Raw genomic sequence first — 13,000 nt, forward strand, 5'->3', positions numbered from 1 at the left:
CATGAGCTTTAACACAATCATTGACTGGAATAGCTGTACTGCGGAGCAACAACGCCAGCTGTTAATGCGCCCGGCGATCTCCGCTTCTGAAAGCATTACCCGCACCGTTAACGATATTCTCGATAACGTGAAAGCACGCGGCGATGAGGCCCTGCGGGAATACAGCGCGAAGTTTGATAAAACCACGGTTACCGCGCTGAAGGTGTCTGCTGAGGAGATCGCCGCCGCCAGCGAACGCCTGAGCGACGAGCTAAAACAGGCGATGGCGGTGGCAGTAAAGAACATTGAAACCTTCCACACTGCGCAAAAACTGCCGCCGGTAGATGTAGAAACGCAGCCAGGCGTGCGTTGCCAGCAGGTCACGCGCCCGGTGGCTTCGGTTGGTTTGTATATTCCTGGCGGCTCCGCCCCGCTCTTCTCAACGGTATTAATGCTGGCGACTCCGGCGCGTATTGCGGGCTGTAAAAAAGTGGTGCTGTGCTCACCGCCGCCGATTGCCGATGAGATCCTTTACGCGGCGCAGCTGTGTGGCGTAAAGGACGTGTTTAACGTCGGCGGCGCACAGGCCATTGCCGCACTGGCGTTTGGTACTGAATCTGTGCCGAAAGTGGACAAAATCTTCGGGCCTGGCAACGCCTTTGTCACCGAAGCAAAACGTCAGGTAAGCCAGCGTCTGGACGGTGCGGCGATCGATATGCCCGCAGGCCCGTCGGAAGTGCTGGTCATTGCCGACAGCGGCGCTACGCCGGATTTCGTGGCATCTGATTTGCTCTCCCAGGCTGAACACGGCCCGGACTCACAGGTGATTTTACTGACGCCCGATGCTGATATGGCGCGTCGCGTTGCCGAAGCTGTCGAACGCCAGCTGGCAGAACTGCCGAGAGCTGAAACCGCACGTCAGGCACTGAGCGCCAGCCGCCTGATCGTGACCAACGATTTAGCGCAGTGCGTAGAGATCTCTAACCAGTACGGCCCGGAGCACCTGATCATTCAGACCCGCAACGCCCGCGAACTGGTCGATGGCATCACCAGTGCCGGTTCGGTATTTCTTGGTGACTGGTCACCGGAATCGGCAGGTGATTACGCCTCCGGCACCAATCATGTACTGCCGACTTACGGTTACACCGCCACCAGTTCCAGCCTCGGGCTGGCGGATTTCCAGAAGCGCATGACCGTGCAAGAACTGTCGAAAGAAGGTTTCTCCGCGCTGGCTTCGACCATTGAAACACTGGCCGCCGCCGAGCGCCTGACCGCCCACAAAAATGCCGTTACTTTGCGTGTTAACGCCCTTAAGGAGCAAGCATGAGCACCGTGACTATTACCGATTTAGTGCGTGAAAACGTCCGCAACCTGACGCCGTATCAATCGGCGCGTCGTCTGGGCGGTAACGGCGATGTCTGGCTGAACGCCAACGAATACCCCACAGCCGTGGAGTTTCAGCTTACTCAGCAAACGCTCAACCGCTACCCGGAATGCCAGCCGAAAACGGTGATTGAAAATTACGCGCAGTATGCAGGCGTGAAGCCGGAGCAGGTGCTGGTCAGCCGTGGCGCGGACGAAGGTATTGAACTGCTGATCCGCGCCTTTTGCGAACCAGGTAAAGACGCCATCCTCTACTGCCCGCCAACGTACGGCATGTACAGCGTCAGCGCCGAAACCATTGGCGTCGAGTGCCGCACAGTGCCAACGCTGGACAACTGGCAACTGGACTTGCAGGGCATTTCCGACAAGCTGGATGGCGTAAAAGTGGTCTATGTTTGCAGCCCCAACAACCCGACCGGGCAACTGATCAATCCGCAGGATTTTCGCACGCTGCTGGAGTTAACGCGCGGTAAAGCCATTGTGGTTGCCGATGAAGCCTATATCGAGTTTTGCCCGCAGGCATCGCTGGCTGGCTGGCTGGCGGAATATCCGCACCTGGCTATTTTGCGCACACTGTCAAAAGCTTTTGCTCTGGCGGGCCTTCGTTGCGGTTTTACGCTGGCAAACGAAGAAGTCATCAACCTGCTAATGAAAGTGATCGCCCCCTACCCGCTCTCGACGCCGGTTGCCGACATTGCGGCCCAGGCGTTAAGCCCGCAGGGGATCGTCGCCATGCGTGAACGGGTGGCGCAAATTATTGCTGAACGTGAATACCTGATTGCCGTACTGAAAGAGATCCCCTGCGTGGAGCAGGTTTTTGACTCTGAAACCAACTACATTCTGGCGCGCTTTAAAGCCTCCAGCGCAGTATTTAAATCTTTGTGGGATCAGGGCATTATCTTACGTGATCAGAATAAACAACCCTCTTTAAGCGGCTGCCTGCGAATTACCGTCGGAACCCGAGAAGAAAGCCAGCGCGTCATTGACGCCTTACGTGCGGAGCAAGTTTAATGAGTCAGAAGTATCTTTTTATCGATCGCGATGGAACCCTGATTAGCGAACCGCCGAGTGATTTTCAGGTGGACCGTTTTGACAAACTCGCCTTTGAACCGGGTGTGATCCCGGAGCTGCTGAAGCTGCAAAAAGCGGGCTACAAACTGGTGATGATCACCAATCAGGATGGTCTTGGAACACAAAGTTTCCCGCAGGCGGAATTCGATGGCCCGCACAATTTAATGATGCAGATCTTCACCTCGCAAGGCGTGCAGTTTGATGAAGTGCTGATTTGCCCGCACCTGCCCGCAGATGAGTGCGACTGCCGTAAGCCGAAAGTAAAACTGGTGGAGCGTTATCTGGCTGAGCAAGCGATGGATCGCGCTAACAGTTATGTGATTGGTGATCGCGCGACCGATATTCAACTGGCGGAAAACATGGGCATTAATGGTTTACGCTACGACCGCGAAACCCTGAACTGGCCGATGATTGGCGAGCAGCTCACTAAACGCGACCGTTACGCTCACGTAGTACGTAACACCAAAGAGACGCAGATTGACGTTCAGGTGTGGCTGGATCGCGAAGGCGGCAGCAAAATTAACACTGGCGTTGGCTTCTTTGATCACATGCTGGACCAGATTGCCACCCACGGCGGTTTCCGCATGGAAATCAACGTCAAAGGCGATCTCTATATCGACGATCACCACACCGTCGAAGATACCGGCCTGGCGCTGGGCGAAGCGTTAAAAATTGCCCTCGGCGACAAACGCGGTATTTGCCGCTTTGGTTTTGTGCTGCCGATGGACGAATGCCTTGCCCGCTGCGCGCTGGATATCTCTGGTCGCCCGCACCTGGAATATAAAGCTGAATTTACCTACCAGCGCGTAGGCGATCTCAGCACCGAAATGATCGAGCACTTTTTCCGTTCGCTCTCTTACACCATGGGCGTGACCCTGCACCTGAAAACCAAAGGTAAAAACGATCACCACCGTGTAGAGAGCCTGTTCAAAGCCTTTGGTCGCACCCTGCGCCAGGCCATCCGCGTGGAAGGCGACACCCTGCCCTCGTCGAAAGGAGTGCTGTAATGAACGTGGTGATCCTTGATACCGGCTGCGCCAACCTGAACTCGGTGAAATCAGCCATTGCGCGCCACGGTTATGAACCAAAAGTCAGCCGTGACCCGGACGTGGTGTTGCTGGCCGATAAACTGTTTTTGCCCGGCGTTGGCACTGCGCAAGCAGCGATGGATCAGGTGCGTGAACGCGAGCTGTTTGAACTCATCAAAGCCTGTACCCAACCGGTGCTGGGCATCTGCTTAGGGATGCAGCTGCTGGGGCGGCGCAGCGAAGAGAGCAACGGCGTCGACTTGCTGGGCATCATCGACGAAGACGTGCCGAAAATGACCGACTTTGGTCTGCCCCTGCCGCATATGGGCTGGAACCGCGTTTACCCGCAGGCAGGCAACCGCCTGTTTCAGGGGATTGAAGACGGCGCGTACTTTTACTTTGTTCACAGTTACGCAATGCCGGTCAATCCGTGGACCATCGCCCAGTGTAATTACGGCGAACCGTTCACCGCGGCGGTACAAAAAGATAACTTCTACGGCGTGCAGTTCCACCCGGAGCGTTCTGGTGCCGCTGGCGCTAAGCTGCTGAAAAACTTCCTGGAGATGTGATGATTATTCCGGCATTAGATTTAATCGACGGCACTGTGGTGCGTCTCCATCAGGGTGATTACGGCAAACAGCGCGATTACGGTAACGACCCGCTGCCGCGCTTACAGGATTACGCCGCGCAGGGTGCCGAAGTGCTGCACCTGGTGGATCTGACCGGGGCAAAAGATCCGGCTAAACGACAAATTTCTCTGATTAAAACGCTGGTCGCAGGCGTTAACGTCCCTGTGCAGGTTGGTGGCGGCGTGCGTAGCAAAGAAGATGTGGCGACGTTACTGGAAGCAGGCGTTGCGCGCGTGGTGGTCGGCTCCACCGCAGTGAAATCACCAGAAATGGTGAAAGGCTGGTTTGAACGCTTCGGTGCGGATGCGTTAGTGCTGGCGCTGGATGTACGCATTGACGAGCAAGGCAACAAGCAGGTGGCGGTTAGCGGCTGGCAAGAGAACTCGGGCGTTTCGCTGGAACAACTGGTGGAAACCTATCTGCCCGTCGGCCTGAAACATGTGCTGTGTACCGATATCTCGCGCGACGGCACGCTGGCAGGTTCTAACGTCTCTTTATATGAGGAAGTCTGCGCCAGATATCCGCAGGTGGCATTTCAATCCTCCGGCGGCATTGGCGACATTGATGATGTCGCTGCCCTGCGTGGTACTGGCGTACGCGGCGTAATAGTTGGTCGGGCATTACTGGAAGGTAAATTCACCGTGAAGGAGGCCATCGCATGCTGGCAAAACGCATAATCCCATGTCTCGACGTTCGTGATGGTCAGGTGGTGAAAGGCGTACAGTTTCGTAACCATGAAATCATTGGCGATATCGTGCCGCTGGCAAAACGCTACGCCGAAGAAGGTGCAGACGAACTGGTGTTCTACGATATCACCGCTTCCAGCGATGGCCGTGTAGTAGATAAAAGCTGGGTATCTCGCGTGGCGGAAGTAATCGACATTCCGTTCTGCGTGGCGGGTGGGATTAAATCGCTGGATGACGCCGCCAAAATTCTTTCCTTTGGCGCGGATAAAATTTCCATCAACTCCCCTGCGCTGGCAGACCCAACATTAATTACTCGCCTGGCAGATCGCTTTGGCGTGCAGTGTATTGTGGTCGGCATTGATACCTGGTACGACGCCGAAACCGGTAAATATCATGTGAATCAATATACCGGCGATGAAAGCCGCACCCGCGTCACTCAGTGGGAAACACTCGACTGGGTAGAGGAAGTGCAAAAACGCGGTGCCGGAGAAATCGTCCTCAACATGATGAATCAGGACGGCGTGCGTAACGGTTACGACCTCGAACAACTGAGAAAAGTGCGTGAAGTCTGCCACGTTCCGCTGATTGCCTCCGGCGGCGCGGGCACTATGGAGCACTTCCTTGAAGCCTTCCGCGATGCCGACGTTGACGGCGCGCTGGCAGCTTCGGTATTCCACAAACAAATAATCAATATTGGTGAATTAAAAGCGTACCTGGCAACACAGGGCGTGGAGATCAGGATATGTTAACAGAACAACAACGCCGCGAACTGGACTGGGAAAAAACCGACGGACTGATGCCGGTGATTGTGCAACACGCGGTATCTGGCGAAGTGTTAATGCTGGGCTATATGAACCCGGAAGCCTTAGACAAAACCATCGAAAGCGGCAAAGTCACCTTCTTCTCGCGCACTAAACAGCGACTATGGACCAAAGGCGAAACGTCGGGCAATTTTCTCAATGTGGTGAGTATTGCCCCGGACTGCGACAACGACACGTTACTGGTGCTGGCGAATCCCATCGGCCCCACCTGCCACAAAGGCACCAGCAGCTGCTTCGGCGACACCGCTCACCAGTGGCTGTTCCTTTATCAACTGGAACAACTGCTCGCCGAACGTAAATCTGCCGACCCGGAAACCTCTTACACAGCCAAACTGTATGCCAGCGGCACCAAACGCATTGCGCAGAAAGTGGGCGAAGAAGGCGTGGAAACCGCACTGGCCGCGACGGTAAATGACCGCTTTGAACTGACCAACGAGGCATCGGATTTGATGTATCACCTGCTGGTACTGTTGCAGGATCAGGACCTGGATTTAACGACGGTGATTGAGAACCTGCGTAAACGGCATCAGTGAGTTGCAGGCTGACCGGATGTGATGTTGTTGTCGCATCCGGCAAAAAAACGGGCAAGGTGTCACCACCCTGCCCATTTTCTTTAAAACCGAAAAGATTACTTCGCGTTGTAATTACGCAGAGCATTACGCCCCAGCACAATTCCCGCGCCAACCATGCCGCCCAGCAGTACAGCCAGAATCAGTGTGATGGCCTTTTTCGGGCTATCGCGACGAATTGGCAGTGTGGGTTTCATAACGTAACGGTAGGCATGAATATCAAGATCATCAACCTTCAGACTTTCGATATCCAGCAGGTTTTGACGAGTCTGATAGTAACCAGGCGAGAAAACCAGCGGACGGGTCGCTTCATGCTTTATCATCGACTCCAGCGCTTCGCTACCTAACAAAAGCAACGTATCCTGAGTAATATTTTCACCAGTCTGCTGAATCTGCGGCTTTGTTACCTGCGCCTGATTCGCATACTGCAACGCTTCCTGAATCTGGCGGATACGCAGCGTTTTTTGCTCCTGAGCCACCACTTCCTGAGTTTTCAGGGAGTCCTGCAAGGTTTTCATACCCAAAGCGATATTATCCTTCAGGTCTTTCTCCAGCTCTTCATTCACTCGGTCATCAACTTGTTGAATGTATTCAGCCAGCTTTTTCTGTGCATCCGCCGCAGTGTGCCCGACATAAGAAACAGCTAACGGTAACGGCTGGTTTTTAACAGCGGGCTCGATAGTCAGTTTTTCGCGTTCTTCCTGATTATCCAGCGTTTCCGCTAATGCAGAGAAAGCGGAACTGAAGCGACCAATCAACGCCTCCTGTAAATCAGCTACTTTTGGCGCAGCTTGGCCATAAATTACATTCATGGCGTTGTTATAGCCGGCAATTTGCCCCACATCGGGCTGAGTGACAATGGCTGTTGATGTCCATTGCTCTTTCGCTACTGCCAGGTATCCAATAGCCAACACGATAGCCACAATGATTGTGGCGATAATGGTCATCTTCCCACGCCACAGTTGCATCAGTAAATCAATTAAATCAATCTGTTCCGGGTCATTGTTGTGCCCAGAAATATTATTATTTTCAACTTTCATCATTACCCTAACAGACGGAAAATTTCAGGTCGCCATAGTTTAGCGATAATCCGTATGAATGCCATAGGATAAACAATAAATATAATGAATTGTTACATGAACATAGATACCAACTACCGCCAAAAATCATCTGATTACAGATAGTTAGTCGCTACCGAAAAGATCGCGGGTGTAGACCTTGTCTGCTGCATCTTTAAGCTCTTCTGACATTCGATTAGAGATAATGACATCAGCCTGTTGCTTAAAAGTCGCGAGATCACTTTCCAGACGTGAATTGAAAAACATTTCTTCCTTCATTACCGGTTCATAGATAATCACTTCTACCCCCTTAGCTTTGATACGCTTCATGATCCCCTGAATGGAAGACGCACGAAAGTTATCTGAACCGCTCTTCATAATTAGGCGATATATCCCTACGACTTTTGGTTTACGCGACAAGATAGCATCGGCAATAAAGTCTTTGCGGGTACGGTTAGCTTCAACGATGGCAGAAATGATGTTATTTGGCACAGACTGGTAATTTGCCAGAAGCTGCTTGGTATCTTTCGGCAAACAGTAACCACCGTAACCAAATGATGGATTGTTGTAATGATTGCCGATACGAGGATCAAGACAAACACCTTCAATGATTTGACGGGTGTTCAATCCAAGGCTTTCTGCATAACTGTCCAGCTCGTTAAAGTACGCCACGCGCATTGCAAGGTAAGTATTGGCAAAAAGTTTAATGGCCTCTGCTTCTGTTGAATCAGTAAACAGAGTCGGGATATTTTGCTTAACTGCCCCTTCCTGTAATAACGCGGCAAACCGCTGTGCACGTTCAGAACGTTCGCCTATCACAATACGGGAAGGATGAAGGTTATCGTAAAGGGCTTTGCCTTCTCGGAGGAATTCAGGGGAGAAGATGATGTTCTCTGTCTTGAATTTTTTTTGCATCGCGGCCGTAAAACCTACCGGAACCGTGGACTTAATAATCATTACTGCATGAGGGTTTATTTCTGTAACATCTTTAATTACTGATTCTACGCTGGATGTATTGAAATAATTGGTTTTAGGATCATAGTCGGTCGGGGTTGCGATGATTACATAATCAGCATTCCGGTAGGCTTCTTTTTTATCTAACGTGGCATTAAAACGTATTTTGTCTGATTGCAAAAATTGCTGAATTTCTTTATCAACAATAGGAGATATCCGATCATTTAGCATTGCAACGCGAGATGGTAAAATATCTAATGCTACAACGTTATGATTTTGTGCGATTAATAGCCCATTAGACAGGCCAACATAACCGGTTCCGGAAATGGTGATTTTCATTTCATGCTCTCAGAATTAACTTAACTATGAATCATGATGTTTTAGCATCCTGATAAGAGTTAAAAGTTTTAACGCCACGATGATGTCTGGTCAACGAAACGAAAAACATTTCAGATTTTCTTTATAAGAATAGCTGCTATTTATTAAGTTAGTATTAAGCAATGAATTTAAATCAATAAGATTGATAGCAAAAAAAAGCCCGGCGATAAATGCCGGGCCTTAGTTTAATACTGATTAAATCAGATTAATCCAGCCATTCCGTGTGGAATACACCTTCTTTATCAATGCGCTTATAGGTATGCGCACCGAAATAGTCACGCTGTGCCTGGATCAAGTTTGCAGGCAGTACTGCGGCACGATAGCTGTCATAATAAGCAACCGCTGCAGAGAAGGTAGGTACTGGAATACCGTTCTGCACCGCATAAGCAACAACATCACGCAGAGCTTGCTGGTAATCGTCGGCAATTTTCTTAAAGTACGGGGCTAACAGCAGGTTAGCAATCTTCGGATTTTCGGCGTAAGCATCCGTGATTTTCTGCAGGAACTGAGCGCGAATGATACAACCGGCACGGAAGATCTTCGCAATTTCACCATAATTCAGATCCCAGTTGTACTCTTCAGACGCCGCACGTAACTGCGAGAAGCCCTGCGCGTAAGAAACAATCTTACCCAGATAAAGCGCACGGCGAACTTTTTCGATGAACTCTGCTTTGTCGCCTGCTGGCTGCGCTTGTGGACCCGACAGTACTTTAGACGCGGCTACGCGCTGATCTTTCAGGGAAGAGATATAACGAGCAAACACAGACTCAGTAATCAACGACAGTGGTTCGCCTAGATCCAGCGCGCTCTGACTGGTCCATTTACCCGTACCTTTGTTTGCTGCTTCATCCAGGATCACATCAACCAGGTAATTACCGTCTTCATCTTTCTTGGTGAAGATGTCTTTAGTGATGTCGATCAGGTAGCTGCTCAGTTCACCGTTATTCCACTCGGTAAAGGTTTGTGCCAGTTCTTCGTTAGAGAGATTCAGACCACCTTTCAGCAGAGAATAGGCTTCAGCAATCAGTTGCATATCACCGTATTCAATACCGTTGTGAACCATCTTCACATAGTGACCTGCGCCATCGGCACCAATATAGGTAACGCACGGTTCACCATCTTCAGCCACGGCGGCGATTTTGGTCAGGATAGGTGCAACCAGTTCATAGGCTTCTTTCTGCCCACCAGGCATGATAGAAGGTCCTTTCAGCGCGCCCTCTTCACCACCGGAAACCCCCGTACCGATGAAGTTAAAGCCTTCTGCAGAAAGCTCGCGGTTACGACGAATGGTGTCCTGGAAGAAGGTATTACCACCATCAATGATGATATCGCCTTTATCGAGATATGGTTTCAGGGAATCAATAGCAGCATCCGTGCCTGCACCTGCTTTCACCATTAACAGGATGCGACGAGGCGTTTCAAGAGATTCAACGAACTCTTTCACCGTATAGTAAGGAACCAGTTTCTTGCCTGGATTTTCGGCAATAACTTCTTCCGTCTTTTCACGGGAGCGGTTGAAAATAGAGACGGTATAACCACGGCTTTCGATGTTGAGCGCGAGGTTGCGTCCCATCACTGCCATACCGACGACGCCGATCTGTTGCTTTGACATTGTTTACTCCTGTCAGGGGTGGTCACCGCGGGGTTGCGGCTTATTTAAGATAAAGAATAGCTTAATTTATATCTTATTTTACAGTCATATTTTTCATAATTAGGGGATCGATTATTTCTTACCCAATCATCTACTTATCCACTGATATTATAAAAACGTTCAACAAGTTTTATTAATTCACTATCACTATTATTTGGCATTAGTTCAACATGATTTTCTTTGCTTGTAATGAAATAGTCACTACCAATAGCAGAAAGATGTGAAAATGGCGATGTGCATTCCTTATCAAAAAGAGAACATCCCAAAAAATAGTTCATTGAATACTGAATCCCTAACATGTGCAATATTGTTGGCGCAAAGCTTAATGAATTTTTACCGTCTGCATCCAAAGTTTCAGGAGTGATATTTCCTCCAATAACCAGAAATGGTATTTCGCCTACAAAGTAACGAGAATCGCTATTAAATGCTTTTTTATATTCTGTCGAAGGAAATGTTGAATGATCTGACGTTATTATTAATAATGTATTATTATAAAATGAACTACGCCTAAAGAAGTCAACAAATTTCCCTAACTGAAAATCATAGTTATAGAATTTATTGTAGAGCGGGTTCTTACCATCAAAATATTTTTCATTTGGACTATCTTGACCATGATGAGTACCAGATGGATAGACACCAATAAAGAAGTGTTCTTTTTTATTTTCCTGAGAACGTAAAAAATATTGCAGTGCATTAAATGTTTGCTTATCCGTCATTCTGTCTCGTTGATAACCAATAAAATCCCCCATACCAAGAACTTTATCAAAATTAAGTGTTTTCAACATTGTGTTGAGTGGGTTGTTTTTTTCGGTGGATGCTATAAAATAACTTTTATAACCATACTCTTTCAATATATCCGGTAATGAGGTTTGACGGTGAAGATAAATATTATTAATTTCTGAGTTAGATAATTGTCCAATACCAGTACCAGTATCAGTAAAACCATCCCGAAATTGATAGCCAGAAGTTAACTGACCTCTTAACCCGCGAAAGGTTGCAGCTGTATGGTTATAATAGTTTTTAAAGCTTAGTGCTTCAGTAGATAACTTATTTAAATTAGGCGTAACTGAAAATGCTCCAGGTTTTGAGCTGCCCATAATTTCAGATGAAACCCCCTCAGTAAATATTACAATAACATTACGACCTTTGAAATTGTAGTTATTTCCTATAGGGTTAATAAAAACACTTCTTTTTAAAAAAGATTTCCCTGCATCTCCGATCTTCTTACTAGGCTCAAAGGTTTGCTGTAAATAGAACAATTTTGCCGTTTCATAAAAAGCATATACTGGCCCCGCACTTATGAAAGAACACACAAGCAATAATACTATACAGAGAAGATTAAATTTATAATATTTAATACGCTCGATTAGAGCACCTGAAGGCATCGTAAGGAATGAAACTATAACAAATAAAATAAAAACAAAAAAAACTTTAATTACCTCACCAATACCTAGGGATTCAATTTCTGCAGCATTCGACAAAGCAAGAGGCATCAAATATTGTCCTGAACTAAATAGCGACGCTGCCTGCACACCTAAAATGGATAGATAAATCCCCCACAAAGCATTGCTTACAAACTTTCTCTTTATTAGAAAGATTGCCACACTTGTAAGTGTGTATTCAATAGTAAATAAAAAAACACAATCCGCCCTTCCAGAGTAAAGTAAAATACTCAAAAAGATACAGAAAGGTAAAATTATTCTAATAATACTCATAAAGTTCATATTGGGTTAAACCATTTAATTTGAAATTTTTAATGTTATTTATTCAGCATTGTATCACCAGAGCAAGATTACGAACTCCGGCTCCCCGCAAAGACTGACGCGAGGTAGTCTCTGTCCATAGCTGCTTTTCTCATCTTACGTCTTAACCCAGCCTTGAATACTTTATCTTTCGTCAAAATATTAATGGCGATATGCCTTATCCCTGAAAATAATTCTGCTGCATTTCCCCTTCTTATTTTGCCGTCGTCTTCATTCATTACCACTTCCAGCCGCCAGTGCAGCTTATTCTCTACGTGCCAGTGATTTCGAATCGCTGTCGCAAACTTCTCTGCTGTTAAATCAGCAGAACTGATATAATATCTGACCGTCATTTCTGGCTCATTCTTTAGCTCTGCTATTATTGACCGAAAGGAGACTACACACATCATTTTTTCAGTCCTTTCCATTCAAACGTGAAATCAATAAGTTCATCAGGGACATCGCAAACAATATGCAGACGGATTTCCTCTCTGCCTTGACACTTTTCACTAATTGCGTAACTGTCATGCTTTGGATTATTTAATTCTTTCTGCGGGAATTTTTCCTCAAAGGATTTATTAAGCCAGGGCAAGATTACGAAAGCCCGCTCCCCGCAAGGACTGACGCGAGATAGTTTCTGTCCATGGCTGCTTTTCGCATCTTACGTCTTAACCCTGCCTTGAATACCTTATCATTCGTCAAAATATTAATAGCAATGTGCCGTATCCCTGAAAATAATTCTGCTGCATTTCCTCTTCTTATTTTGCAGTCGTCTTCATTCATTACCACGTCCAGACGCCAGTGCAGCTTATTCTCCACGTGCCAGTGATTTCGGATCGCTGTGGCGAACTTCTCAGCGGTTAAATCAGCAGAACTGATATAATATCTGACCGTCATTTCTGGCTCTTTCTTTTGTTCTGCTATTATGGACCGAAAGGAGACTGCCACGCATAATTTCTTCAGCCCTTTCCATTCAAACGTGAAATCAATAAGTTCATCAGGGACATCGCAAACAATATGAAGACGGATCTCTTCTCTGCCGTGACTCTTT

General features: G+C 47.9%; 12 protein-coding genes and 1 pseudogene. 7 read left to right on the forward strand and 6 right to left on the reverse strand.

Annotated elements, in window-relative coordinates; genetic code table 11:
- The first annotated feature begins 1 nt into the window (after position 1).
- Genes hisD through hisIE form a run of 7 tightly spaced genes read left to right on the forward strand, consistent with a single transcriptional unit; the run spans position 2 to position 6,130 of the window.
- Positions 2 to 1,306 carry a histidinol dehydrogenase gene (gene hisD, locus D9597_RS10200; RefSeq protein WP_130222305.1) on the forward strand — a complete coding sequence of 435 codons (1,305 nt, stop codon included), beginning with the start codon at positions 2 to 4 and terminating at the stop codon, positions 1,304 to 1,306.
- Positions 1,303 to 2,373 (forward strand): histidinol-phosphate transaminase, encoded by a 1,071-nt coding sequence (gene hisC / locus D9597_RS10205; protein WP_130222307.1) that lies wholly within the window; start codon positions 1,303 to 1,305, stop codon positions 2,371 to 2,373. The genes hisD and hisC overlap by 4 nt, the downstream gene beginning before the upstream one ends.
- Positions 2,373 to 3,440, forward strand: a complete 1,068-nt coding sequence (gene hisB / locus D9597_RS10210) for a bifunctional histidinol-phosphatase/imidazoleglycerol-phosphate dehydratase HisB (protein WP_130222309.1) — start codon at positions 2,373 to 2,375, stop codon at positions 3,438 to 3,440. The genes hisC and hisB overlap by 1 nt, the downstream gene beginning before the upstream one ends.
- On the forward strand, positions 3,440 to 4,030 hold the full coding sequence (hisH, locus tag D9597_RS10215) for an imidazole glycerol phosphate synthase subunit HisH (protein ID WP_096842980.1): 591 nt from the start codon (positions 3,440 to 3,442) through the stop codon (positions 4,028 to 4,030). The genes hisB and hisH overlap by 1 nt, the downstream gene beginning before the upstream one ends.
- The gene (gene hisA, locus D9597_RS10220; protein ID WP_130216369.1) at positions 4,030 to 4,767 is read left to right on the forward strand and encodes a 1-(5-phosphoribosyl)-5-[(5-phosphoribosylamino)methylideneamino]imidazole-4-carboxamide isomerase; all 738 of its coding nucleotides are present in this window, start codon (positions 4,030 to 4,032) and stop codon (positions 4,765 to 4,767) included. The genes hisH and hisA overlap by 1 nt, the downstream gene beginning before the upstream one ends.
- On the forward strand, positions 4,749 to 5,525 hold the full coding sequence (gene hisF / locus D9597_RS10225; RefSeq protein ID WP_130216367.1) for an imidazole glycerol phosphate synthase subunit HisF: 777 nt from the start codon (positions 4,749 to 4,751) through the stop codon (positions 5,523 to 5,525). The genes hisA and hisF overlap by 19 nt, the downstream gene beginning before the upstream one ends.
- Positions 5,519 to 6,130 carry a bifunctional phosphoribosyl-AMP cyclohydrolase/phosphoribosyl-ATP diphosphatase HisIE gene (hisIE, locus tag D9597_RS10230; RefSeq protein WP_053886216.1) on the forward strand — a complete coding sequence of 204 codons (612 nt, stop codon included), beginning with the start codon at positions 5,519 to 5,521 and terminating at the stop codon, positions 6,128 to 6,130. The genes hisF and hisIE overlap by 7 nt, the downstream gene beginning before the upstream one ends.
- A gap of 95 nt (positions 6,131 to 6,225) precedes the next feature.
- Here hisIE and wzzB read toward each other — a convergent pair whose 3' ends face one another.
- The 6 genes and pseudogenes from wzzB to D9597_RS10260 all read right to left on the reverse strand — a co-directional run.
- Positions 6,226 to 7,206: an LPS O-antigen chain length determinant protein WzzB gene (gene wzzB, locus D9597_RS10235; protein ID WP_130216536.1), complete on the reverse strand. Its 981-nt coding sequence runs from the start codon at positions 7,204 to 7,206 to the stop codon at positions 6,226 to 6,228.
- Positions 7,207 to 7,350: 144 nt separating this feature from the next.
- A complete protein-coding gene (gene ugd, locus D9597_RS10240; RefSeq protein WP_130222311.1) occupies positions 7,351 to 8,517 on the reverse strand; it encodes a UDP-glucose 6-dehydrogenase in 1,167 nt (388 codons plus the stop codon).
- A gap of 244 nt (positions 8,518 to 8,761) precedes the next feature.
- A complete protein-coding gene (gndA, locus tag D9597_RS10245) occupies positions 8,762 to 10,168 on the reverse strand; it encodes an NADP-dependent phosphogluconate dehydrogenase (RefSeq protein WP_000043455.1) in 1,407 nt (468 codons plus the stop codon).
- A gap of 134 nt (positions 10,169 to 10,302) precedes the next feature.
- Complete coding sequence (locus tag D9597_RS10250; protein WP_240780428.1) at positions 10,303 to 11,922, reverse strand: sulfatase-like hydrolase/transferase; 1,620 nt, start codon at positions 11,920 to 11,922, stop codon at positions 10,303 to 10,305.
- A 77-nt stretch (positions 11,923 to 11,999) separates the two neighbouring features.
- Positions 12,000 to 12,532 (reverse strand): annotated as a pseudogene (locus tag D9597_RS10255) (ISAs1 family transposase); the annotation flags it as partial.
- Positions 12,533 to 12,543: 11 nt separating this feature from the next.
- A partial coding sequence (locus tag D9597_RS10260; RefSeq protein WP_032198334.1) for an ISAs1 family transposase occupies positions 12,544 to 13,000 on the reverse strand: 457 nt, incomplete at its 5' end.

Origin of the sequence: Escherichia sp. E13S3 (genome assembly GCF_004212325.1) — a bacterium.
Classification (GTDB): Bacteria; Pseudomonadota; Gammaproteobacteria; order Enterobacterales; family Enterobacteriaceae; genus Escherichia.

Coding starts and splice junctions, on each gene's coding strand:
- hisD (WP_130222305.1), top strand. CDS start 2: ATGAGCTTTAACACAATCATTGACTGGAATAGCTGTACTGCGGAGCAA.
- hisC (WP_130222307.1), top strand. CDS start 1,303: ATGAGCACCGTGACTATTACCGATTTAGTGCGTGAAAACGTCCGCAAC.
- hisB (WP_130222309.1), top strand. CDS start 2,373: ATGAGTCAGAAGTATCTTTTTATCGATCGCGATGGAACCCTGATTAGC.
- hisH (WP_096842980.1), top strand. CDS start 3,440: ATGAACGTGGTGATCCTTGATACCGGCTGCGCCAACCTGAACTCGGTG.
- hisA (WP_130216369.1), top strand. CDS start 4,030: ATGATTATTCCGGCATTAGATTTAATCGACGGCACTGTGGTGCGTCTC.
- hisF (WP_130216367.1), top strand. CDS start 4,749: ATGCTGGCAAAACGCATAATCCCATGTCTCGACGTTCGTGATGGTCAG.
- hisIE (WP_053886216.1), top strand. CDS start 5,519: ATGTTAACAGAACAACAACGCCGCGAACTGGACTGGGAAAAAACCGAC.
- wzzB (WP_130216536.1), bottom strand. CDS start 7,206: ATGAAAGTTGAAAATAATAATATTTCTGGGCACAACAATGACCCGGAA.
- ugd (WP_130222311.1), bottom strand. CDS start 8,517: ATGAAAATCACCATTTCCGGAACCGGTTATGTTGGCCTGTCTAATGGG.
- gndA (WP_000043455.1), bottom strand. CDS start 10,168: ATGTCAAAGCAACAGATCGGCGTCGTCGGTATGGCAGTGATGGGACGC.
- D9597_RS10250 (WP_240780428.1), bottom strand. CDS start 11,922: ATGAGTATTATTAGAATAATTTTACCTTTCTGTATCTTTTTGAGTATT.